Origin of the sequence: Acinetobacter sp. 243_ASPC (genome assembly GCF_001054715.1) — a bacterium.
Classification (GTDB): Bacteria; Pseudomonadota; Gammaproteobacteria; order Pseudomonadales; family Moraxellaceae; genus Acinetobacter; species Acinetobacter soli.
Genome location: NZ_JVOR01000037.1, coordinates 60,122 through 81,056 on the forward strand (window position 1 = coordinate 60,122; position 20,935 = coordinate 81,056).

Sequence of the window (20,935 nt, forward strand, 5' to 3'; positions counted from 1 at the left end):
TATCTTATGAAAATTTATACCCAACGTCTGGATGAAATTTCATCAGACCAAACGTTTGAAACGGTCGAACTGAACTTTGATACCCGTCAAAAATCGCGTTTTCGTGCAACCTTAAAAGACGGTACCGATATCGGTGCCGACTTGCCGCGCACGGGTATTTTACGCAGTGGCTCATTTATTGCGACCCATGACGGCGATATTCTGCGTGTAGATGCCAAACCAGAACGTTTAATGCAGGTCACGGCCAAAACGGATTTTGAATTGCTCAAAGCGGCTTATCATTTAGGGAATCGTCATGTTCCATTAATGCTTACGCCGTATGCGCTTTATTTTGAACCAGATCACGTACTGGCAGAAATGGTTGAAGGTTTGGGATTGGTTGTTAAAGAAGTTGAACATATGTTTGAACCTGAAAGTGGTGCTTATGCACAGCATGCACACGATCATCGTTTAAGCCCAATCAAGTCATTGCATCATGTCCATTAATGCTGCTCAACTGCTCAAGCTACTGACACTGTCTTCCACGGCATTGCCTGTAGGGGCTTACTGCTACTCACAAGGTGTAGAAAGCGCCATTCAGGTGGGGCTTGTGCATGATGAAGAGAGCAGCAGTGCTTATTTTGAAGAAGTACTTGAGATGTTGCTGGTGCGCTTTGAGCTGCCATTGCTCAAACGGCTGATGCTACATTTTAATGATGACGAGCAGTTTTTAAAGTGGGCGCATCTCTATAGAGCGAGCCGTGAAAGTAAAGAGCTCTTGGCAGAATCCCAACAATTGGCATTTTCTTTGAACGCTTGGATTAAGGCCGTACTCAAGATGCCTGTAGAGGTAAAAAAGCAGTTTGGTTTTGTACCTGTATATGCCCAGTTGTGTGGACGCCTTGAACTTAATCCGGCAGAGGTTTTAACAGCATATACCTTTAGCGTGCTTGAAAATCAGGTTTTGGCCGCAGTGAAAACGGTTCCACTTGGGCAAATGAGCGGCCAGCGAATTTTATGGCATTTACATGAAAAAGTGCCGCAAGCTGTCGAGCAGGCGTTGTTACTGCAAGACGACCAAATCAGTAGTGCATTGCCTCAGTATGCAATGCTAAGCATGCAACATGAAACCCAATATTCGAGACTATTTCGATCTTAACCCTTGATTTGGCAAAGTAATAAAATTGAACTGCCAAATCAAAATGTGACATTTTAAAGGAAATAAACATGACAGAACGTAGCCCATTACGCGTTGGCATTGGTGGTCCGGTTGGATCGGGTAAAACAGCATTGACCCTTAATCTGTGCCGTGCCTTACGTGAAAAATACAATATGGCTGTCGTTACCAATGATATTTACACTAAAGAAGATTCAAACTTTCTGACCCGAAACGAAGCCATGACACCAGACCGAATTGTGGGGGTTGAAACGGGTGGATGCCCGCACACCGCTATTCGTGAAGATGCATCCATCAACTTGGCTGCAATTGATGATCTTTGTGAAAAATTTGACGGTCTGGAACTCATCATTATTGAAAGTGGTGGAGACAACTTGGCCGCAACGTTTAGTCCAGAACTTTCAGATCTGACACTCTATGTGATTGATGTTGCCGGTGGAGAAAAGATTCCACGCAAAGGTGGCCCTGGTATTACTAAATCTGATTTATTAATTATTAATAAAACGGATCTGGCGCCAATGGTTGGAGCGAATTTAGACATTATGGAACAAGATGCCAAGCGGATGCGCGGCGATAAACCGTTTTTATTTTCGAACATGAAAACAGAAGATGGTTTAGCACAAATTATTGAATTTATTGAAAAGCAAGGGCTTTTTAAGGCTTAAGGAGGCGCCATGCGCTCAATCACAAAACAACTGCTCATCATCTTGATATCGGCTTTGCCTGTTGCAGCGATGGCACACCCCGGACATGCTTCACAAGCAGGTTTCTGGACAGGATTTATTCACCCTTTCACTGGACTGGATCATTTAACCATGGCAATCGGCTTTGGCGTATTGCTTTGGACAGTTGCAAAACAATGGAAAGTTTTAGGTATTGTGGGGTTGAGTTTAAGCCTCGTTTTTGGTTTTGTTTTGGGCGCAAACGGTATTATCGCTGAAGCGATTGCTGAATATGGCATTGTGACATCTTTAATCGTACTGGCTGTTGCACTGTGGAGTAAGTCTTATCGTATATTGCCATTTGTTGCATTGCTAATGGCGAGCTTTCACGGTGCTGCGCATGGCGTTGAGCTTGCACCTCAAGGCCACGTCATTGCTTTGATCTCTGGTATGGTGCTCGGTATGGCAACGTTGTATACGATCGGCTTGGTGGTAGGTGAGTTGATCAATCGCCATGTACCGTACGGACGTAAAGTCTTGTCTGCTTTAGCCATGTTGGTCGCAATTATCGGTTTAGCCTAAGCGGTTTCATCTTATCAAAAGGTAGCGTATGCTACCTTTTTTACTATATCTTTTTAAAAAATGATGAGGTTGTCTGTTTTATTAAGACTGACTGTATTGTTGACATTAAGCTGTTATTCATCCTGGGGACAGGCTTATGATTTTTTCTCACAAGCAATGCCTGACAACACAGTGAATCTGGATGTAAATCTTGAAAATAAAGACTTGAATCAGGAGCAGAAGCACCTTGCCGAGCAACATGATCAAGAAGAAAACAATTATAAAGTGCTTAAAAATCTTTTCTATGCAAATGAGCGAATCAGTATTTATAACTATACGGTGTATAACATGGATGATTTGAAAAGTAAGATGATTGAGGGAGCTCCCGATGCGGTTGGTCTACACGATTTATCTATTTCGTTTGGTTATGGCATGAGTTATCGACTTAAAGATGATACAAAGCTAGGCTACGAGTACGTTTCTAATTTTCCCTATGATCGTGGGCAGTTGATCCGTTTTTTCTGGATTCGATCTTTTTAAGATTGGAGATATCTTTTTTTACCTAAGTAACATAAGACACATCAATTGATGATGAAGACACTATAATTTCTTCAACATTATTTAATGGCCTTAAATCAGACTAAACGCACTTATTAACAGTGAAGCAGTCGATGATGCTAAAAAGACTTCGTGTTTTCATTTTTGTTTTTTTAACTGTAACGAGTTTTATGTCGAGCTTATCTGTACAAGCACAAAGCTTTTCCGGATATCAAAATCAACTGTCGAATATGCACCAACCACGCTGGTCATTGCAACCAAGACAACAACTCGATGATGATGACGTCCGAGAGCGCCGTGAAGAGGAAATAGTGCGAGACGTGCGGCCGGTATGTTTAGATCGCCCTGACTAATCGAATGATTAAATCCATAGATCAAGAAGAGTTCACGATTAAACAATACCGCTTAAATACAAATAAGATTTTGACGCATTGTCGGGCGAATCATCGCTATAATTTTTTCTGATAAAGCCCTGCGCGCACTGTTCCGGCTTTGCTCGATTTAAGCAATTGCCATGTGTTGGGAAGTTGCAACTGAGTCAACTCCCGATCTGCTTCGACATAAATATAGGCATTTTCACGGGTCAGAGGATCAAGCAAAATAGCTAATTCTGTCCATAAATCTAGGCTGTAAGGCGGATCTAGAAAGATCACATCAAACTGTTGATTCAGTCTAGGTAAAACCTGCTGTGCGGTGGCAACTTTTAAGTCGCAATTTTTTGCCTCAAGTAACTGGATATTCTGCTTGAGAATTTTGGCCTGTAGCGTTTCTGGCTCGATCATCAGTACCGAAGCTGCTCCACGCGACAAAGCCTCAAAGCCCAGTGCGCCAGAACCCGTACAAACATCGAGCACGGCCGCATTTTGAATATCCCACATGAGCCAGTTAAATAATGTTTCACGAACACGATCTGGGGTGGGGCGTAAACCCTCGACACTGGCAAATGGAAGCTGTCGACGTTTCCACTGCCCACCAATAATACGTAACTGATTTTTCATTATTCTGAGATCTCTGCTGAGGCAGGTGCAGATACGGCACTGACCGAAGAGGCAGCAGTGTTTGGTTTCTGCTGTGGTTTATTGCGATTTGACACGGCATTTGGATCTGCTTCAAGTAAAGCACCGCTAGGAAGCTCGCCCGGCTTAATACCGGCTGTCATCAAGCCGCCACTCAGTTGATGATTGGCTGGTCGGATTGGATTTTTCTTGCGGGTCAGTAGCCAATAGTCAAATAATGGGCGCGAAAGCTGAGCTGCCGATCCACCATGTCGACCATTTTCCCACACCACAGCCACCGCAATTTCAGGGGTTTCAGCAGGTGCGAATCCAACAAATAGACCATGGTCGAGTTGGCGCTCAGACAAAATTGACTCGTTGTAGCGTTTGCCTTGCGCAATACTTTTAACCTGAGCTGTCCCTGTTTTGCCTGCAATTTGATACATTGGTGTACGAATACCGCGACCTGTACCACTTTGAATCACATCAATCATGGCATCGCGCATATTGACCCAGTCCTGTTCTGTGCCATTAAACTGGATTTTACCGTCCGGTGCATTGTGTACCTTAAAGGGTTTGGCGCCATGTGCAGAACGAAGTACATGCGGTGTCACATGGGCACCGTGGTTGGCCATAATTGATGTGGCCATTGCAAGCTGGAGTGGTGTTGCAGTAAATGCACCCTGACCAATACTCACAGAAATCGTTTCGCCTTTGAGCCATTTCGATTTACGCGTGCGCATTTTCCACTCTGGATTTGGGTACAGGCCTTCACTCTCACTCGGTAAATCAACCCCTGTTTTTTGACCAAAACCAAATTGACGCATCCAGGCATTCATTTTGTCGATTCCCATCTGATACGACAATACATAGAAATAGGTATCGCAGGAATCGATAATCGATTTATGCAAATTCACCATTCCATGACCGCCTTTTTTCCAGTCACGGAACTTATGAGAATCCCCTGGAAGATGGAAATAACCCGGATCATAGATACTGGTCGACCAGTCTACAGTGCCGTAATGAATGCCGCCCAATCCTTCCATTGGTTTAATGGTTGAACCCGGTGGATAGACCCCTTGTAAGGCACGGTTATACAGTGGCTGGTCGAGATTGTCTCGCAGGGCACTGTAGTCCACATGACTAATCCCTGTTACAAATAAATTTGGATTAAAGCTTGGGCTAGATACCAGCGCCAGAATTTCACCTGTACGCGGATCCATCGCCACGATTGCACCACGACGACCGACCAGTTGTTCGGCAGCCACCACTTGCAAGCCGTAATCGATTGAAAGGTAAAGGTCGTTACCTCGTACCGGTTCTTTACGCCCAAGATGACGCAAGATATTGCTGTGGGCATCGGCCTCGACTGACTCGTATCCCGGTGTTCCGTGTAACAAGTCTTCGTAGGTTTTTTCTACTCCGATCTTGCCAATCAGGTTGGTTCCAGCGTAGGTGTCTTTATTGAGCGTTTGAAGCTCTTTTTCATTGATGCGCCCCACGTAACCAATCACATGTGCAAACAGATCCCCGTGCGGATAATAGCGGGTCATCTGTGTCTCGATTTTTACACCCGGAAAGTTATATTTCTGTTCACTAAACTTGGCAATATCTGCTTCGGTCAGATTGAGTTTAATCGATACGCGCTCAGTTTTACGTGCTGTTTTAATTCGCGTTTTAAAACGATCAATATCTTCTTGTGTAAGGGTAAGAATAGGCGTGAGTCGTTCGAGTGTACCATCGATATCTTCAACATCTGCGCGGCTCATGGTTGCCGTAAAGACCGGATAATTATCGGCCAGTAACACGCCGTTTCGGTCGTAAATGTAACCCCGAGCAGGAGGAAGAGGTTGCAGTCGAATCCGGTTTTTGTCAGAGGCTGTAGAGAACTCATCAAAATGCACAATTTGCAAATAGGCATAACGGCTCATCAACACCAGTAAGCAGCAACACACCAAGCCAATTGCAAAAAAGATTCGCCCTCGATACAGACGCTTTTCTTGCTGGTTATCTTTTAACGGAAAGTGCTGCTTCATACCAATAGACTTTAACTTGAACGACACAAATAAATAGCCGTAAAGTTTACCCTATCACGCTTATAAAACAGAGATAAATTTTAAGTATTCAACCACAATCGAGATCAGTTTTTTGACATTTGCGCCATCAAAATTGTAAGGTGCTGTATATAAGAACGAAACTATTTCTGTTAAAGTCACAAAACAGTTAAAGGAATGCTCTAAATTGAAGATGTTTGGAGAAACACGGAGAAAATAATGAAAAAAATATATTCCTTTCTTGCTCTCTTAACCTTTAGTTCGGTGACATGTGCAAGTATTCAGGATTATTTGCCTGAAGCAAAGTTGCAAGGCAAAGATGTTAGTCCGTTCAATGTCGGCTTGGGAGTCACCCAGCAACTGGCACATGTGAATGGCGAATGGGTCAATCCTTATGGCATTACTTATTTAAAAGCAGGCGCCTATCTCAATGGCGATCATACCTTTGGCGGGCAAGTCGGCTTTCGTTATCCATATTATCTCACAGGCAAAAATCAAAATGGATACTACTTAGGTGTATATGCTGGTACGCTAGAAAGTCGCCGAGTCGACAATGATTACACCTCACGATTGGGTGGTGGCGTCGATTTGGCGTATGTTTGGTTAAATAAAGATCGAATCAGTACCTTTAGTGTTGGCATTGGTGCCGCAGAAGCGTTAAAAAATACAGATGGGTCTACCGTAGTTGATACCAAACCTCAATTACAGTTTGCTTATACGCTAAGTTTTGGTCTTTAAAGTGCCGAGATTTCTTCATCATAAATACACCCATCAAGTAATAAAGAAATACGAGAGTAATGGATGTTAGATTTCATCAGTGATTTGTGGCAAACCTTTTTAAATCGACCTGATCATTTGGCGGTGATGAGTATCATCCCGGTGACTGCATTTGTGACATGGGCACATGTGTGGATGGCTTTAAAGATGGTCTTTTATCCAATTAACTTCTGGGGATTTCATCTAGGTCCGTTACCCGTGGGCTGGCAAGGAATTGTGCCACGAAAAGCGGGTCGTATTTCTGGCATCATTACCGACAACACGCTTTCAAAATTGGGTTCGTTGCGTGAGTTTCTAGAGGCCATGGACCCAGAAGATATGGCCAGAATTATTGGTGAGCAAGTCGGCTTTGAACTTGAGCACCTGATTGATGAAGTCATGATTGACCGAAATGCCGTGCTTTGGGAAAACTTACCTTATTCGATTAAACGTAGAATTTATGCTCAAGCGCATAAGCAGTTACCCGGTGTACTCCGAGAATTGGTTACAGAGTTGACTTTAAATGTAGAGTCACTGGTGAATATGCGTGAAATGGTCGTCAGCCAAATGGAAGGCGATCGTCGTTTAATGGTGAGAATGTTTTTAAAAGTAGGTCAGAAGGAAATTAACTTTATCTGGCATATCAGTGCACTAATTGGAATGTTTTTTGGTGTGTTTCAAATGCTGGTCTGGTTTTTGGTGCCATGGCACTGGACAGTGCCTTTCTGGGCGGCTATCTGGGGCTTTCTCACCAACTGGATTGCAATCTGGATGGTGTTTAATCCAGTCGAGCCACACTATGTCCGTTATCCACAGTTTTTCCGCTTAACACAAGATCGTAAATTTCCGTGGGTGGTGCCTGTCGTGCCGCGGATGGGAACTTATAATGTTCAAGGCGCTTTTATGAAGCGTCAAGAAGAAGTATCGGATGTATTTGCAAGTGTCGTCACTGAAGATCTGATTACCTTGAAGTCGATCATGACTGAAATGATGTATGGCAGTAAAAAAGACAAGACCCGTCGTATAGTTAAACGCCATATCAATGAAATAATGGAAACTCCATTGGTAAGAACCTCACTTCAACTCTCCTTAGGGCCACGCGAATATGCTAAACTCAAGACAGACTTGATTGATCGCTCAATTGAAATTACGATGGTGCCTGTATGCGACCCTGCGTTCAATGCGAGCCGTGCACAAAAAATATTTCAGATGTTTAAAGACCGTATTCGTGAGTTAACTCCAAAAGAGTTTCAAAACCTTCTACGTCCGGCATTCCAAGAGGATGAGTGGATACTGATTGTGCTTGGTGGGGTCACCGGATTTTTTGCAGGTTTAATACATTTGTTTGTCGCTTTCTTATAATTTAGATGCTGGTAGATGTGACACGAGGTGTCATACTCCAGAGCATCGTGATGATTGTTTTTAATGAGGATGCTTTCTTATGCGCATTATTTTACTCGGACCACCTGGAGCAGGTAAAGGTACTCAGGCTCAGTTGATCTGTAAGCGCTATGATATCCCACAAATTTCAACCGGTGATATGCTCCGTGCTGCAATTCGTGAAGGAACTGAACTTGGTCTAAAAGCCAAAAGTGTAATGGAGTCTGGTGGTCTGGTATCAGATGAACTGATCATCGGTTTGGTAAAAGAGCGTATCGCGCAACCTGACTGTTCAAATGGTTGTATTTTTGATGGTTTCCCACGCACTATTCCACAAGCTGAAGCACTGGAAAAAGAAGGGATCACAATTGATCACGTGATTGAAATTGCGGTACCAGACGAAGAAATCGTAAAACGTCTTTCTGGCCGTCGTCAGCATCCAGCATCTGGTCGTGTTTACCACATCGAATACAATCCACCAAAAGTAGAAGGTAAAGACGATGTAACAGGTGAAGAACTGGTACAGCGTCCAGACGATCTAGAAGAAACCATTCGGAAGCGCCTTGGCTCTTATCACAGCGAAACTGAGCAATTGGTTGGCTTCTATCAAGGTCGTGCGGCATCTGGCGAAAATGCACCAACCTATGACAAGCTTGATGGCTTACGTACAATCGATGTTGTACAAAAAGATCTATTTGCTATTTTAGACAAAACTAAATAATTCGTTTGGTTTTTGCTAATATAAGAGAGTCCTGAGCATTCAGGGCTCTTTTCTTTTTTGAGGATATCTGTTTGCTAAAGATCGCATTAATCTTTTTGGTGGTGATAAGTCTATTGGTTTTGTTGTTTCTGCTCTATCAAAGCCAGAAAATGCTACGTCAAGTGCAAAAACAAGAGCTTGCAGAAAAACGTTTAAATCAGCAGAACAAGCGCAAAATACTGCACCCAAAGCTCAAACAAAAAAAGTGAGTGCATCGCTCATGTAAACACTTTTATTTTGAAAAAAATTAAGGTGTTGCTTGAATGGTCACAGCGCGCTCTGCACCATAAGCATAACGTTCTGGCCAGTTACATACATCGGATACTACACATTCTGCGCATTTTGGCTTTCTGGCCACACAGCAATATCGTCCGTGCAAAATTAGCCAGTGATGCGCATCGGTAATAAATTCTTTTGGAATAACTTTAATTAGACGATGTTCTACTTCAAGCACATTTTTGCCCACGGCTAAGCCTGTGCGGTTTCCTAAACGAAAAATATGTGTATCGACTGCCATGGTGGGCTGCCCAAATGCGGTATTTAACACCACATTTGCGGTTTTGCGTCCTACACCTGGAAGTGCCTCAAGCTCTGCTCGGGTTTGAGGAACCTCGCCTTGATGTTTTTCAATTAAGATTTGACAGGTTTTAATCACATTTTCAGCTTTGGCATTATATAAGCCAATGGTTTTTATATAAGTTTTTAAGCCTTCAACACCCAAGGCATAAATTTGTGCGGCAGAATTGGCCACCGGAAACAGTTTGTCTGTGGCTTTGTTTACACTTACATCGGTGGCCTGAGCCGAAAGCATGACCGCAATCAGTAATTCAAATGCATTACTGTAATTTAACTCAGTTTGTGGGTGAGGGCGCTGTGCTCTAAGGCGCTCAAAAAACGTCTGGATCTGTTTTTTGGTCATGTTTTTAACTGGCATTTAATTCCCCTGAAGCAGATTCAGTTGTTGTTGCAATTGCTCAAGTTGCTGCTGTTTCTTTGCATCTGCTCGAACGCTTAATTGCTTTTCCAGTTTTTTAATTTGGGTGCGAAGCTTTGCAAGTTCAATCGTAATAGATGCATCCTGTTTTGTGACTGTTTTAGCTGCAGCTTCAATACGTTCAATTGAAGGCAGTTCATCTATCCACTGCGAAAATTGAGAAAACAATTCGGTGTCAATTTCTGCACGAACAATCGGGCCTTTGCGGTCGATACGGCGGCGTTCTTCACGTTGAATGTGCGCATAATAACGTTGTCGAAGTTGCTGTTGTTCCTGTTCTTGTTGCAAAGCAGTAGGAAGCGGCGCAGTATCTTCAACCAGCTCGATACAATCGACAGGACAAGGTGGGATACAAAGCTCGCATCCTGTACACAGATCCGTCAAAACAGTATGCATCAGCTTGCCGCTGCCAATAATCGCATCGACCGGACAGGCACTGATGCACTTGGTACATCCAATGCATTCATCCTCACGAATGATTGCTTTCATACGCTGCGGGCGCCCATCGGATTGAATTGGCCAGACACTTTTTTCTGCAGGCAGTGGTGGGCGATTGAGTCGAGCTGCAAGAGCATCTGTAACAGGTTGACCGCCCGGAATACATTTATTTGCCGCTTCACCTTCTAAAATGGCCTTTGCATAAGGCAGACATCCATCTCGATGTCCGCACAAACCACATTGAGTTTGCGGCAAAATACGGTCTATTTCGCGTAAAAGTGCAAAAGCGTTATTGGTCATAAGAGAAAAATATTCAGTACAAAAAGGAACGTCAGCTTAAGCCCGGCATTTTAGCACAGAAGTCGCTATATGATCCTGTAATCCAGTAACACTTATTATTCAAAAAAAGGCCTGATCGCAGTGATCAGGCCTTTGAGTGTCTGGATTAAATCATCCGCTGGCTTATTTGGATTTCACCATTTCTTGCTCAACGGTCATGTCATGGATATAGACATATTTAGATTGATCTGCCGCAGGATTTTTTCGTTCATAGCGTTTTACACGAACAATTACGCGTTGATCTGCACGATGTTGAAAGCCCTCGATTTGGTCATAAAATAACGACCAGTCTTTATCAACTTGGATTTTAATCCCTTTATCGTCATATTTAATTTCGCGAACTTGCAGACAAGTTTGCGGTGCAACACCTGTACACGATTTAGTTTCAGGTGCAATTTCCAAGAAAATGATTTCGCCCTGAGACTGATATTTGGTTTCCGGTGTCATGCTGCCTTTAAACTCAAATGTTTGTCCTGCGGCATTGGTTAACATTAGACTTGGCTGTTCAATTGAGCGAGTATCGAGTTTGAAATGAGTGCTTTTGTCGCTAAGAAGGTTAGCTGCAAACTGCTCATTTTTCATCAGTGCTGGCTCGCATGCTTTCATGGTAGAAGCCAGCGCTGAAGTCACGAGTTGCTGGTCGTTAAGCTTCCATGTACCACCTTGGTTGTTACACCCTGTATGAATACTCAAGTTCTGATCGCTAAAACTTAAGATAATCGGCTGTGGCGCACCTTCAGGTTGAAACGACCATGTATAAGCAGTTAAGGTTTTAGTGGCATCGGCTTTTTGTTCTTGTACAACAGAAACAGGCTGGGTTTGATTCATTGATTGGCAGGCCATAAGTGAAAATGGCAAAAGAGCAAGAATTAAATATTTAATTTTCATGGAACAACATTCTTTCAATTTAAGGCCTAAATCCTAACGAATTTATTGCAGAAAAAAAGACACATCTATTAGGCTTTAAGTGTAATAAATGTATCTATTTTGCAACATAGAAGGCACCTAAACTTACAAAGTTTTAATTTTTGCTTAAGTCTAATTCAAATCTATAAGTGATTAATCGAAACGGTAAATGTCCATCCCTAAAGATCCCATCGAAAAACTACTGTGAACGATAGAGAAACGATTCCCTGTACCCATGGCAAAAAACAAGGGTGCAAAATGTTCGATGGTAGGATGGTTGCGCTCGATGTGAGGTAAGTCTGGCCAGTTTAAGATGGCATCATAATCTTGGTGGGTCAGCTTATTCACCACATGGTTTCGAAAGCCAGATGCCCATTCTGGAATATTTTGCAGATTGCCTTGCCAGCGCAATTCGGCCAGATTATGAGTGATGCTTCCCGATCCGATCAGTAAAATTTGTTGTTCTCGCAGCGGTGCTAGTGCTTGTCCAACTGCATAAATTTCATCTGAATTGAGTTGCATGGGCAGCGAAATTTCAATGACAGGTATATCTGCCTCTGGATACATATGCAGGAGCGGCATCCAAACCCCATGATCGCGTGGCCGTGTGCTGTTGGCATGCGCGGTCAAATGTGCATCGGCTAAACGCTTTAATATATCTTCAGCCAATTCCGGTGCACCAGGTGCAGGATAATGAATACGATACAACTCAGCCGGAAAGCCACGAAAATCGTGCCATGTTTGGGGGCGGGTTGATGTGCTGACTTCAAGCGACTGACTTTCCCAGTGCGCAGACATCACCACAATTGCTTTCGGTTTTGGCAAGTTAAAGCTCAACCGGTGCAGGGCAGGCCCCACTTGTTCGGGGTCGACTGCCAGCATAGGAGAGCCGTGGGAGATAAACAAGCCAGGGAGTGTTTGTGGATTCATATGATGCTGTACCTAGTAGACAAGTCTGCTGCACAGTTTGCTCTGTACAGCAACAGATTCATTTGAACGACTTATCGGGGCATACACTTAACTGCATTAAGCCCGATGATAAGGATGATTGTGATTAATGCTCATGGCCCTGTATAGCTGTTCGATCAGCAATACACGCACCAGTGGATGTGGCATGGTGAGCTTAGACAAAGACCAGTGCCATGCAGCAGCCTGACGAACCTGATCGGAAAGACCATCAGGCCCGCCAATGGCCAATGCAATATCCTGTCCGTCTTGCATCCAGCCCTTCATGGTCAGGGCGAGTTTTTCTGTGCTTAACTCACGGCCGCCGACTTCAAGTGCAATCAGCACTTCACCTGGTTTTAGGGCGTTTAAAATACTTTCACCTTCGAGTTGACAGTATTTTAAAATATCGGCCTGCGAGTCATTTTTACCCCGTTTTGCCATAGGCAGTTCAATCACTTGTGTTTGAACAAACGGTTGGATGCGTTTGAAATAATCTTCAAAACCCGTGAGTACCCATGCTGGCATTTTTTGACCAATGGTGAGAAGACGGATTTTCATTACAATACTCACAGGTGAAATCATCGGTATCAGTATAACGATAAAGCCCCGAATGATCATGCCCCGCCGTGCAGATCGTATTCAAATGTTTAGCCACTAAACAACACGAAGAAATTCAGGTAAAAAAACGCAGCCCAAAAGCGTGAAGGACTGCGGTTAAAAGGGCCACCTGTCTGGAGAATCAGATGACCACACTGGAAAAATGAAACAATCATAATAAGTACCCTTAAGATTATTATGGGTATTATTGGTTAATTTTCAACCTATATAATGTAAAAAAAGAGAGCCGAAGCTCTCTTTTTTATAACCAACTGGAATTAGTGACGTGCTGCTTTTGATTCTTCAACAGGCTTCACAATAGGTGCTTTTACCAAAGGTTTAGGCTGTTCTGTCAAAGCTAAAGGTAAGATTTCATCAATGCTTTTCACTGCTCTGATTTCTAAACCTTCTTTAACATTGTCTGGTATTTCAGCCAAATCACGCACGTTATCTTGTGGAATAAAGACTAACTTGATACCACCACGGTGGGCAGCCAGCAGTTTTTCTTTCAAACCACCAATACGCAGTGCATTCCCACGTAGAGATGTTTCACCTGTCATGGCAATGTCGGCACGGATCGGAATACCGGTAAATGCCGATACAAGTGCGGTAGTCAGTGCCAAACCAGCAGACGGACCGTCTTTTGGTGTAGCGCCTTCAGGCAAATGCACGTGAACATCGGTTTCTTCAAAGCGAGAGGCTTCAATACCCAATTCGTCTGCACGTGTTCTCACTACCGTCATGGCCGCAGTAATCGACTCTTTCATCACATCACCAAGCGAACCTGTTGTAATGAATTTACCTTTACCTTTGACGGCTGCAACTTCAATGGTGAGTAACTCGCCACCGACTGATGTCCATGCCAAGCCGTTTACACGACCGACCTGAGCCTCTTCTTCTGCAATACCAAAGTCAAACTTGTGTGGACCAAGATATTCTGGAAGCGTTTCTTGAGTCACATCGATATGCAGATTTTTACTCTTTTTGCTGACCGCTTCTTTAACCACTTTACGTGCAATCTTAGACACTTCACGCTCAAGGCTACGTACACCTGCTTCACGTGTGTAGCGTCGTACAATGTCACGAATCGCTTCTTCATGAACAGTCAATTCACTGCTACGTAAACCGTTATCTTTGATCGCTTTAGGAACCAAGTAACGGTCAGCAATATTAACTTTCTCTTCTTCGGTGTAGCCCGGAAGACGAATCACTTCCATACGGTCTAACAACGCTTCTGGAATGTTCATGCTGTTTGCAGTACAGATAAACATCACTTCAGACAGATCAAGGTCAAGATCAAGATAATGATCGTTGAACTTATTGTTCTGTGATGGGTCAAGTACTTCTAACATGGCAGATGCAGGGTCACCACGATAGTCTTGTGCCATCTTGTCGATTTCATCGAGTAAGAACAATGGATTTTTTACACCCACTTTGGTTAGAGACTGCACGATTTTACCTGGCATCGCACCGATGTAGGTACGACGATGCCCGCGAATCTCGGCTTCGTCACGTACACCACCAAGTGCCATACGCACAAACTCGCGACCTGTCGCTTTTGCGATCGATTCACCCAGTGAGGTTTTACCCACACCTGGAGGGCCGACCAAGCACAAAATCGGGCCACGTAACTTTTTCACACGCGATTGAACAGCAAGATATTCGACAATACGGTCTTTGACATCATCAAGACCATAGTGGTCTGCATCTAGAATTTCCTGCGCTTTTTTCAGGTTAATGCTGACTTTGCTTGCAGTGTTCCATGGCGTATCTAGAATCACTTCAAGATAATTACGCACTACCGCTGCTTCACTTGAAGCTGGCTGCATTGCTTTTAATTTACGAAACTCAGCTTCTGCTTTTTTACGCACATGTTCAGGCAAATCTGCTTCAGCAAGACGTTTTTCAATTTCTGCAACATCGTCTTCTGCGCCGCCGTTCATATCGGAAAGCTCGCGTTGAATCACTTTCATTTTTTCATTGAGAAAGTATTCGCGCTGATTCTTTTCCATTTGGCGTTTGACGCTGTCATGCAAGGTCTGCTCAATTTGCTGCTCGGCAGATTGTTGTACCAAGTAGCTGGTCAGCTCTTGCAAGTGTGCTTCAAATTCGTTGTGCTCGAGAAACTTTTGTTTTACATCAATGTTTAATGGCACGCGTGTTGCCACAAAAAACATCAGTTGCAGCAAATCTTCAATTTTATTTGCTGCCGCAACAAGTTCACGTGCATTACGCAGTTTTGCTTCAGCATATTGAGCAAACAAAGTACGTAATTCCTGCAAACGCGTTTCTTGAGTCGCGGAATCGCTATCAACCGTCATTGGGCTCAATTGATGTTCGGCAGTCAAATAACTGTCTTCATCAATAATTTTTGTGAGTTTTGAACGGTATAAACCTTCAATCAAAACCTTGATACAGTTTTCATCATTTTCGTGATTCACAACTTGCACAATCTTCGCGACGGTACCGTATTGATAAAGGTTGTCGTGATCAATTTCTTCTGTGAGAGAATCCTTTTGTGCAACTACAAATACTAAATTGTCACTGTTACGAGCCACATCAACTGCATTGATCGATTTTTCACGACCTACAAATAGCGCAATTTGCATGTGTGGATACACCACCACATCACGTAGTGCTAAGAGCGGTAATACACTTGGAACCTGAGGCTCTAAGGTTTCTACATTCATAATATTTTCAGACATGGGCACTCCTAATGAGTGACAACGAGGTTGCCATGTTTTTATAGTGATGGGTATTTTAAAAATTACAAGGGCATGACAATCGAAAATGTCAAAAAATTGAGCAAATCGCTCAGATTTTTTTTATCAAGCTGATAGTTTTTTTGAATGGGCGTTTGAAAATATAGCATTTTTTGGGTGTAACCAGTGCATCAAGTGATTGATCCCACGGTGCACGTTGAATATTTTCAGCAATATACTGAAACTCATGTGCCAGTCCGAGACGGATTGGACGCTTCGGTGCGATGGATAATGTTTTATCGTAAAACCCACCACCCATGCCCACGCGTGAGCCTGTAGTGTCACAAATCACCAGTGGCATTATCACCAGATCAAGCTTGGAGATCGGTTGGCCGCGTGTCGCCATAGGTTCGTACATACCTAAACGATGCTTTGTAAAACGATGGTTTTGATATTGATGCTTAGAAATTTCAACCCAAACCAGTCGCTGATTCATGGTGCAGACTTTAGGTAGAAACACCTTAATGTTTCGCTTGAAACACTCTTGAATCAGCACTTGTGTCCGAATTTCTCCAAAGGCATCTAGGTAAATGCCTGCACGCATAATAGACTGACGAGTTCGATCAAGAAAAAAACGAAACTGAGCCAGTACACGTTGCGCTGCACGTTGCTGTGCAAAGCGTGAACTTTGCCGACGCTGTTTGGCAATGTGTCGGCGTAGTTGCTGTAGTGCTGAACCGGAAAGTGGTGCTGTAGCGTGAGGCACAACTGATGTCATTGGATGTATCCCGAGCTTAGGTTTTGATCAGCTTGCCATGCCATATAATTGCTTATAGCTTAGCGGGCTCTTACATAAAATTAAAGTACGTTAAAACTTGATCTGCCACTGAGTGAACAGACCCGTGTATTTATTCATTTTGATCAAGCGTGCCTTTAGTTATGTCATTCATTAAAAATCAGCACATCAAAATTTCGATTATGAATAACCTGTTTGGCTTGTTGCTCAAGTGAATTATCATGCGATGAGCTAATCACAATCATCGGCGCTTTACGGTCAATTGCGCCATTTAATTGCGCTCTAGTCCATAAGTAAGCCCGACGTTCTGGTTCAAATTGCAAACCATCCGAGAGTTCCTGTGCGTAATTATCCGATACATTATTTTGCCAGTCAGTGACCACATATACAGGCTGTTTCAAGTCGAGTAAGAAAGGCAGGTCGTAGTAGTAACGATCGTAAAACACCACTTTGGTATTGGGATGAATGTACGCCGTAAAATTGATTTGATCGTGATTATTTTTAATATCAAAAATGCGTGTAGCGAAGGGTACTACACTACACAGCACAATCAGGCAGGCAGCCACATAATGTGCATATTCGAGTTTATGCCGATGGAGTAGCTGTAAAAATAACAGTGGAGAATACACCAGCAGTGCTGCCATTAAGGTAATTTGCCACTTTTGTACACTCGATAAATTAAAATCCAGTGGAATGAAGTACAACGTAGCGGCCAGAACAAATCCCAGCAAACAAACAAAAGCTGCTGGCGCGTATTTTTGCATGCGGGTCAGTTGTTGAGTATTCAGAGTTGATTTCTCAAAAGCTACTGCACACAAGATAATCAGTGGTGTGAGTGCCGGTAAAATATAGCCTGCAAGTTTTGACGGTGGAATAGAAAAAAAGATGACAACAGACACCAACCACCAGATCAGTAATTGCCCAACCGGGTTTAATCGCTGTTGGTGCAGCATGGTGCGAAGGCCTGTCCATCTTAAGGTGAGTAACCATGGCAATAGGCTCACCAGTAAAATGACCAAGTAAAAAAACCACGATTGCTTGTTGTTGAACTGATTAGAATGGAAACGGTTAAATTGTTGATCGATAAAAAAGTAATGCAAAAAATCTGGATAAATTTGCTGCATTTGATACAGCCACGGTAGGGTAAGTGCCGCCAGAAACAACAAAGCAAAAGGATTAAAAAACGCCGGGATACGCTTATATTGCCGGGTGTAAAGCAGCCATGGAAGCAGAATCATTCCGGGAATTAAAATGCCGATCAGCCCTTTGGTTAAAAAGGCAGAGGCGGTAAAAAAGTACCCCAAGAACAGCATGGCTTTTCGATTGCACAAACTAAAATCGACCAGACAAAACACCGATAAGGTGATGCCTGTTGCCAGCAGTAAATCATGATTAACGTATTGACTGCTCCCAAAGAAAAGCAAATTGGTTGCCATCATCAAGATGCTCAGTTCGGCAATTTTTTGAGAGAGATATTTACGAACAAACAGGTAGGTTCCAATCAAAAGCAAGCTTGCCGCCAGTACAGGAACCAAGCGCACCACCCAGACATGCACACCAAAAATATGCATCGCAATACTGCTCAACCAGTGCAGCATAGGGGGTTTGTGAATAAATGGCAGACCATCTAAACGTGGAACAAGCCAGTCGCCAGACTCAAACATATGGCGGCTGATATCTGCATAACGGCCTTCATCGGGGATTGATAAAAAGCGGACCGTGGCGCATACAAATAGCCAAACAGAAATTAAACCGAGCTTGATCGGTGAGGTACGTAACCATGACGGCATACTGGCTATCCTTCTGGCTGAAAGGCAAAAATTCGATTCAATAAAAAAGTAAAGACTGAGCTAAAACCAATTGCTGTCGATACACTGAAAGCGGTGGGCAAGTGAAAGGCTTCTTTCAGACTAAGTACCAGTGCTTCATTCAATAAAAATCCGCTACAGGCGACCATCAAGAAACGAAACATCATTTGGCGATGCTGGGCATTTGAAGTCGCAAAGGTAAAATAGCGATGTCCAAAATAACTCATCCAAAAAGCCACGCCAAAGCCAGCCAAATTCGACCAAGCAAGCGCAAGCCGTGTCTTTTCAAGTATGATCACGACTGTCACATGAATGGCGGCAGCACACAGCCCAATGAGGCAAAAACGAATAAACTGCGCACTGATATGTTGATTTTTAGGGTTCAGATGCATGCGGTTTAATTTCGGGTAACGTGTGGGGATGCTTAAATTGCGAGAATTCGCCAGATACAATATAGCGTGGACGGTTTTTAACTTCGGCATAAATACGGGCGATGTATTCGCCTACAATTCCCAAAAATAACAACTGAATGCCACCAAGTAAGGTGAGTGCAATGACCAGTGTTGCCCAGCCTGGTACACGAACGCCTTCGACCAGTGTTTCAATCAGAATCCATCCACCATAACTCATGGCAATGAGCGCCATTAAAGCCCCCAAATAAATACTCAAACGAAGGGGAAGATCTGAAAACCCGGTCAAACCAGACATGGCAAGACGAAATAATGACTTGGCATTGAAGGTCGACGTGCCATGCTGACGTTCTTGTTCTGAAAAATGAATACCAATACTTTTAAATCCAACCCAAGCATACAAGCCTTTCATATAACGATTTCTTTCTGGTAAGCGGCGGATGGCATCGACGACCTTGGCGTCCATCAATCGAAAGTCACCTGCATTTTCAGGAATATCGATTGGAGAGCTAAGATTTAAAACTTTATAGTAGTGATTGGTCAGTATGCGTTTTAACCAAGACTCACTGCTTCGATTGCGAATGCCGTACACCATATCGTAGCCATTCTTCCAAAGATTAATCATGGTCGGAATGGCATCTAGAGGATGCTGAAAATCGGCATCGATCAGTAAAGTAATTTCACCAGTCACCCGATCTAAGCCTGCACTCAATGCGGCTTCTTTACCAAAATTGCGCGACAGTTCGAGTACAATCAGTGGATAATGATCCACCATAGATTGTAAGACGTGAAGCGTATCATCTTGACTGCCGTCATCGACCACAATAATTTCATAATGCAATTGTTGCTGATCCAGCGATTTTGCCAGCGCGGGAATAAATGTTTTTAGATTCTCTGCTTCGTTATAAGCCGGAACAACACAAGACAAAAAAGGAGAAGTGTGCATTAGATTGCTCCTAATGGACCAAGCTGGATATGGTGATGTCGGCAGTCTTGCTGAAATTGTGCTGAGTCGAAGTATTCAAACTCGCGTACACGTGCAGCATGAATCGGGTCATGACTAGACTGGCTGTGGGAAAGTGCAGGGTGACACATGATCAACAGTTGATCTTGCGCTTGAGCAAGCCACTGCTGGTTTAAAAGCGCATAAGATTGGGCATCAAAACTATAAATACCGGCAAAGGTAGAATTTTGGTGAATATTGTAATGCTGACACATCTCGCTAAAACGTGTAGCACCGAGTAATTTGAGTAGCGTGACTTTGATTCGCGTATTTGGCGTTAAAACAGGGTGGCGCAGACTGCGTACCCAGCCTTTAAATTGCTGTTGATTGAGAAATTTAAATAAAGCTTCACGAATAACGGGAAACTGATGTACATGCTGGTGCCCATCGACAAAATCAGGCATTCGACCTGTCGCAGAGCAAAATAATTCCCACTGACGAGCAATGCTGTCGCGAACTTTAGTTTGTGAAAGCTGGCCGGTCCATGCGCCGAGCATGAGTTTCGGTAATCGCTCGGTATAGTCCTGAACGCCAAAGTCTTGGGTAAAATTTAGATGTAATCCAATTTCGGCAGTTGTATCAAGACTTGTTAATACTTTGGCATCTTGAAACCAAGAGGGTGATTGAGTCATGCATGAGGTGGCATGAATGCGCTCTTTTTCAAGCAACGATAGAATCGCCGATGAAATTTCGGGACGCATAGAAAAATCGTCGGCACAGTAACACACTTTAGCCATTGCTTCGTCTCATCTTAACGGTCAAACATGTGCAGCATGGTTACCTGACATGTTTTGTATAATGATGACTATCGAGGCAAAGACTTAAGCCTAAATTAAGTGCAAAAAATTGAATGTTTATAGAATCTAATGAGAAGTGTTATTTAATTTGATATTAAAGCTGAAATTAATATTTACTTGTTAAGCGAGCATGTCGCGCTCAATTGAGGAATGATTTAAGGGGATATTGACTACATACAAAAGGGAAGGGCTTAAAACCTGTATTTGGGTATTGCTGCGATGATAAAGAAAAATAATAAAGAGGAATTAAACGTAAAAAAATTATAATTAAATGATTTAAAAAAAAATGCCTCCGAAGATGCCGCTGCCTGTCAT

Annotated in this window: 22 protein-coding genes; 9 read left to right on the forward strand and 13 right to left on the reverse strand. The window is 43.2% G+C overall.

All coding sequences use genetic code 11. The features are described 5' to 3' along the window. Positions 1-6 precede the first annotated feature (6 nt). The 6 genes from ureE (at position 7) to ADA42_RS17945 (ending at position 3,290) form a co-directional block, all read left to right on the forward strand. Complete coding sequence (gene ureE, locus ADA42_RS03730) at positions 7-486, forward strand: urease accessory protein UreE (RefSeq protein ID WP_004936128.1); 480 nt, start codon at positions 7-9, stop codon at positions 484-486. Next, the gene (locus ADA42_RS03735; RefSeq protein WP_004936129.1) at positions 476-1,138 is read left to right on the forward strand and encodes an urease accessory protein UreF; all 663 of its coding nucleotides are present in this window, start codon (positions 476-478) and stop codon (positions 1,136-1,138) included. Before ureE ends, ADA42_RS03735 begins: the two co-directional genes overlap by 11 nt. Positions 1,139-1,206: 68 nt before the next feature. Continuing rightward, positions 1,207-1,821 (forward strand): urease accessory protein UreG, encoded by a 615-nt coding sequence (ureG, locus tag ADA42_RS03740; protein ID WP_004936147.1) that lies wholly within the window; start codon positions 1,207-1,209, stop codon positions 1,819-1,821. 9 nt (positions 1,822-1,830) lie between these two features. Then, positions 1,831-2,400, forward strand: coding sequence for a HupE/UreJ family protein (locus ADA42_RS03745; protein WP_004946185.1), 570 nt, complete (start codon positions 1,831-1,833; stop codon positions 2,398-2,400). Between the two features lie 60 nt (positions 2,401-2,460). Further along, complete coding sequence (locus ADA42_RS03750; protein ID WP_048763643.1) at positions 2,461-2,919, forward strand: hypothetical protein; 459 nt, start codon at positions 2,461-2,463, stop codon at positions 2,917-2,919. 188 nt (positions 2,920-3,107) lie between these two features. Further along, positions 3,108-3,290 carry a hypothetical protein gene (locus tag ADA42_RS17945; RefSeq protein WP_025095247.1) on the forward strand — a complete coding sequence of 61 codons (183 nt, stop codon included), beginning with the start codon at positions 3,108-3,110 and terminating at the stop codon, positions 3,288-3,290. Between the two features lie 96 nt (positions 3,291-3,386). Here the strand turns inward: ADA42_RS17945 and rsmD are convergent, their stop codons facing one another. Further along, positions 3,387-3,935: a 16S rRNA (guanine(966)-N(2))-methyltransferase RsmD gene (gene rsmD / locus ADA42_RS03755; RefSeq protein ID WP_048763645.1), complete on the reverse strand. Its 549-nt coding sequence runs from the start codon at positions 3,933-3,935 to the stop codon at positions 3,387-3,389. Beyond that, positions 3,935-5,968: a penicillin-binding protein 2 gene (gene mrdA / locus ADA42_RS03760; protein WP_004946192.1), complete on the reverse strand. Its 2,034-nt coding sequence runs from the start codon at positions 5,966-5,968 to the stop codon at positions 3,935-3,937. Before mrdA ends, rsmD begins: the two co-directional genes overlap by 1 nt. A gap of 237 nt (positions 5,969-6,205) precedes the next feature. On the opposite strand from mrdA, the gene ADA42_RS03765 reads away from it, so the two are divergent. The 3 genes from ADA42_RS03765 to adk all read left to right on the forward strand — a co-directional run bounded on the left by ADA42_RS03765 (position 6,206) and on the right by adk (position 8,843). Beyond that, positions 6,206-6,724, forward strand: coding sequence for a hypothetical protein (locus ADA42_RS03765; RefSeq protein ID WP_048763647.1), 519 nt, complete (start codon positions 6,206-6,208; stop codon positions 6,722-6,724). Positions 6,725-6,787: 63 nt separating this feature from the next. After that, positions 6,788-8,104, forward strand: a complete 1,317-nt coding sequence (locus ADA42_RS03770; protein WP_004936167.1) for a hypothetical protein — start codon at positions 6,788-6,790, stop codon at positions 8,102-8,104. Between the two features lie 79 nt (positions 8,105-8,183). Then, positions 8,184-8,843, forward strand: coding sequence for an adenylate kinase (gene adk / locus ADA42_RS03775; RefSeq protein WP_004936171.1), 660 nt, complete (start codon positions 8,184-8,186; stop codon positions 8,841-8,843). Positions 8,844-9,129: 286 nt separating this feature from the next. Here adk and nth read toward each other — a convergent pair whose 3' ends face one another. From nth to ADA42_RS03830, 11 genes are all read right to left on the reverse strand, one after another. Beyond that, positions 9,130-9,816 carry an endonuclease III gene (gene nth, locus ADA42_RS03780; RefSeq protein WP_048763648.1) on the reverse strand — a complete coding sequence of 229 codons (687 nt, stop codon included), beginning with the start codon at positions 9,814-9,816 and terminating at the stop codon, positions 9,130-9,132. Further along, positions 9,817-10,614, reverse strand: a complete 798-nt coding sequence (locus ADA42_RS03785) for an RnfABCDGE type electron transport complex subunit B (protein ID WP_048763650.1) — start codon at positions 10,612-10,614, stop codon at positions 9,817-9,819. It abuts the gene before it with no gap. Between the two features lie 162 nt (positions 10,615-10,776). Then, the gene (locus tag ADA42_RS03790; RefSeq protein ID WP_048763652.1) at positions 10,777-11,541 is read right to left on the reverse strand and encodes an META and DUF4377 domain-containing protein; all 765 of its coding nucleotides are present in this window, start codon (positions 11,539-11,541) and stop codon (positions 10,777-10,779) included. A 171-nt stretch (positions 11,542-11,712) separates the two neighbouring features. Beyond that, positions 11,713-12,489, reverse strand: coding sequence for a dioxygenase (locus ADA42_RS03795; RefSeq protein ID WP_048763653.1), 777 nt, complete (start codon positions 12,487-12,489; stop codon positions 11,713-11,715). A 96-nt stretch (positions 12,490-12,585) separates the two neighbouring features. Further along, positions 12,586-13,065 (reverse strand): 23S rRNA (pseudouridine(1915)-N(3))-methyltransferase RlmH, encoded by a 480-nt coding sequence (rlmH, locus tag ADA42_RS03800; protein ID WP_004936183.1) that lies wholly within the window; start codon positions 13,063-13,065, stop codon positions 12,586-12,588. A gap of 317 nt (positions 13,066-13,382) precedes the next feature. Continuing rightward, entirely contained in the window at positions 13,383-15,809 is a 2,427-nt protein-coding gene (lon, locus tag ADA42_RS03805; protein WP_048763655.1) for an endopeptidase La, read from the reverse strand. Positions 15,810-15,918: 109 nt separating this feature from the next. After that, positions 15,919-16,584, reverse strand: coding sequence for a 5-formyltetrahydrofolate cyclo-ligase (locus ADA42_RS03810; protein WP_048763658.1), 666 nt, complete (start codon positions 16,582-16,584; stop codon positions 15,919-15,921). Between the two features lie 164 nt (positions 16,585-16,748). After that, positions 16,749-18,392, reverse strand: coding sequence for an ArnT family glycosyltransferase (locus ADA42_RS03815; protein ID WP_048763660.1), 1,644 nt, complete (start codon positions 18,390-18,392; stop codon positions 16,749-16,751). Positions 18,393-18,397: 5 nt separating this feature from the next. Then, complete coding sequence (locus ADA42_RS03820; protein ID WP_048763661.1) at positions 18,398-18,802, reverse strand: GtrA family protein; 405 nt, start codon at positions 18,800-18,802, stop codon at positions 18,398-18,400. Continuing rightward, positions 18,786-19,766 (reverse strand): glycosyltransferase family 2 protein, encoded by a 981-nt coding sequence (locus ADA42_RS03825; RefSeq protein WP_025095256.1) that lies wholly within the window; start codon positions 19,764-19,766, stop codon positions 18,786-18,788. Before ADA42_RS03825 ends, ADA42_RS03820 begins: the two co-directional genes overlap by 17 nt. After that, positions 19,766-20,560, reverse strand: coding sequence for a ChbG/HpnK family deacetylase (locus ADA42_RS03830; RefSeq protein ID WP_048763663.1), 795 nt, complete (start codon positions 20,558-20,560; stop codon positions 19,766-19,768). The genes ADA42_RS03825 and ADA42_RS03830 overlap by 1 nt, the downstream gene beginning before the upstream one ends. Positions 20,561-20,935: the final 375 nt, after the last annotated feature.

Excerpts from the sequence above, each read along its gene's own strand:
- ADA42_RS03825 (WP_025095256.1), bottom strand. The coding sequence starts at position 19,766 with ATGCACACTTCTCCTTTTTTGTCTTGTGTTGTTCCGGCTTATAACGAA.
- mrdA (WP_004946192.1), bottom strand. The coding sequence starts at position 5,968 with ATGAAGCAGCACTTTCCGTTAAAAGATAACCAGCAAGAAAAGCGTCTG.
- adk (WP_004936171.1), top strand. The coding sequence starts at position 8,184 with ATGCGCATTATTTTACTCGGACCACCTGGAGCAGGTAAAGGTACTCAG.
- ADA42_RS03830 (WP_048763663.1), bottom strand. The coding sequence starts at position 20,560 with ATGGCTAAAGTGTGTTACTGTGCCGACGATTTTTCTATGCGTCCCGAA.
- ADA42_RS03750 (WP_048763643.1), top strand. The coding sequence starts at position 2,461 with ATGATGAGGTTGTCTGTTTTATTAAGACTGACTGTATTGTTGACATTA.
- ADA42_RS03745 (WP_004946185.1), top strand. The coding sequence starts at position 1,831 with ATGCGCTCAATCACAAAACAACTGCTCATCATCTTGATATCGGCTTTG.
- ADA42_RS03790 (WP_048763652.1), bottom strand. The coding sequence starts at position 11,541 with ATGAAAATTAAATATTTAATTCTTGCTCTTTTGCCATTTTCACTTATG.
- ADA42_RS17945 (WP_025095247.1), top strand. The coding sequence starts at position 3,108 with ATGTCGAGCTTATCTGTACAAGCACAAAGCTTTTCCGGATATCAAAAT.
- ADA42_RS03785 (WP_048763650.1), bottom strand. The coding sequence starts at position 10,614 with ATGACCAATAACGCTTTTGCACTTTTACGCGAAATAGACCGTATTTTG.
- ureE (WP_004936128.1), top strand. The coding sequence starts at position 7 with ATGAAAATTTATACCCAACGTCTGGATGAAATTTCATCAGACCAAACG.
- rlmH (WP_004936183.1), bottom strand. The coding sequence starts at position 13,065 with ATGAAAATCCGTCTTCTCACCATTGGTCAAAAAATGCCAGCATGGGTA.
- ADA42_RS03770 (WP_004936167.1), top strand. The coding sequence starts at position 6,788 with ATGTTAGATTTCATCAGTGATTTGTGGCAAACCTTTTTAAATCGACCT.
- ADA42_RS03765 (WP_048763647.1), top strand. The coding sequence starts at position 6,206 with ATGAAAAAAATATATTCCTTTCTTGCTCTCTTAACCTTTAGTTCGGTG.
- ADA42_RS03735 (WP_004936129.1), top strand. The coding sequence starts at position 476 with ATGTCCATTAATGCTGCTCAACTGCTCAAGCTACTGACACTGTCTTCC.
- ADA42_RS03795 (WP_048763653.1), bottom strand. The coding sequence starts at position 12,489 with ATGAATCCACAAACACTCCCTGGCTTGTTTATCTCCCACGGCTCTCCT.
- lon (WP_048763655.1), bottom strand. The coding sequence starts at position 15,809 with ATGTCTGAAAATATTATGAATGTAGAAACCTTAGAGCCTCAGGTTCCA.
- ADA42_RS03815 (WP_048763660.1), bottom strand. The coding sequence starts at position 18,392 with ATGCCGTCATGGTTACGTACCTCACCGATCAAGCTCGGTTTAATTTCT.
- rsmD (WP_048763645.1), bottom strand. The coding sequence starts at position 3,935 with ATGAAAAATCAGTTACGTATTATTGGTGGGCAGTGGAAACGTCGACAG.
- ADA42_RS03820 (WP_048763661.1), bottom strand. The coding sequence starts at position 18,802 with ATGCATCTGAACCCTAAAAATCAACATATCAGTGCGCAGTTTATTCGT.
- nth (WP_048763648.1), bottom strand. The coding sequence starts at position 9,816 with ATGCCAGTTAAAAACATGACCAAAAAACAGATCCAGACGTTTTTTGAG.
- ADA42_RS03810 (WP_048763658.1), bottom strand. The coding sequence starts at position 16,584 with ATGACATCAGTTGTGCCTCACGCTACAGCACCACTTTCCGGTTCAGCA.
- ureG (WP_004936147.1), top strand. The coding sequence starts at position 1,207 with ATGACAGAACGTAGCCCATTACGCGTTGGCATTGGTGGTCCGGTTGGA.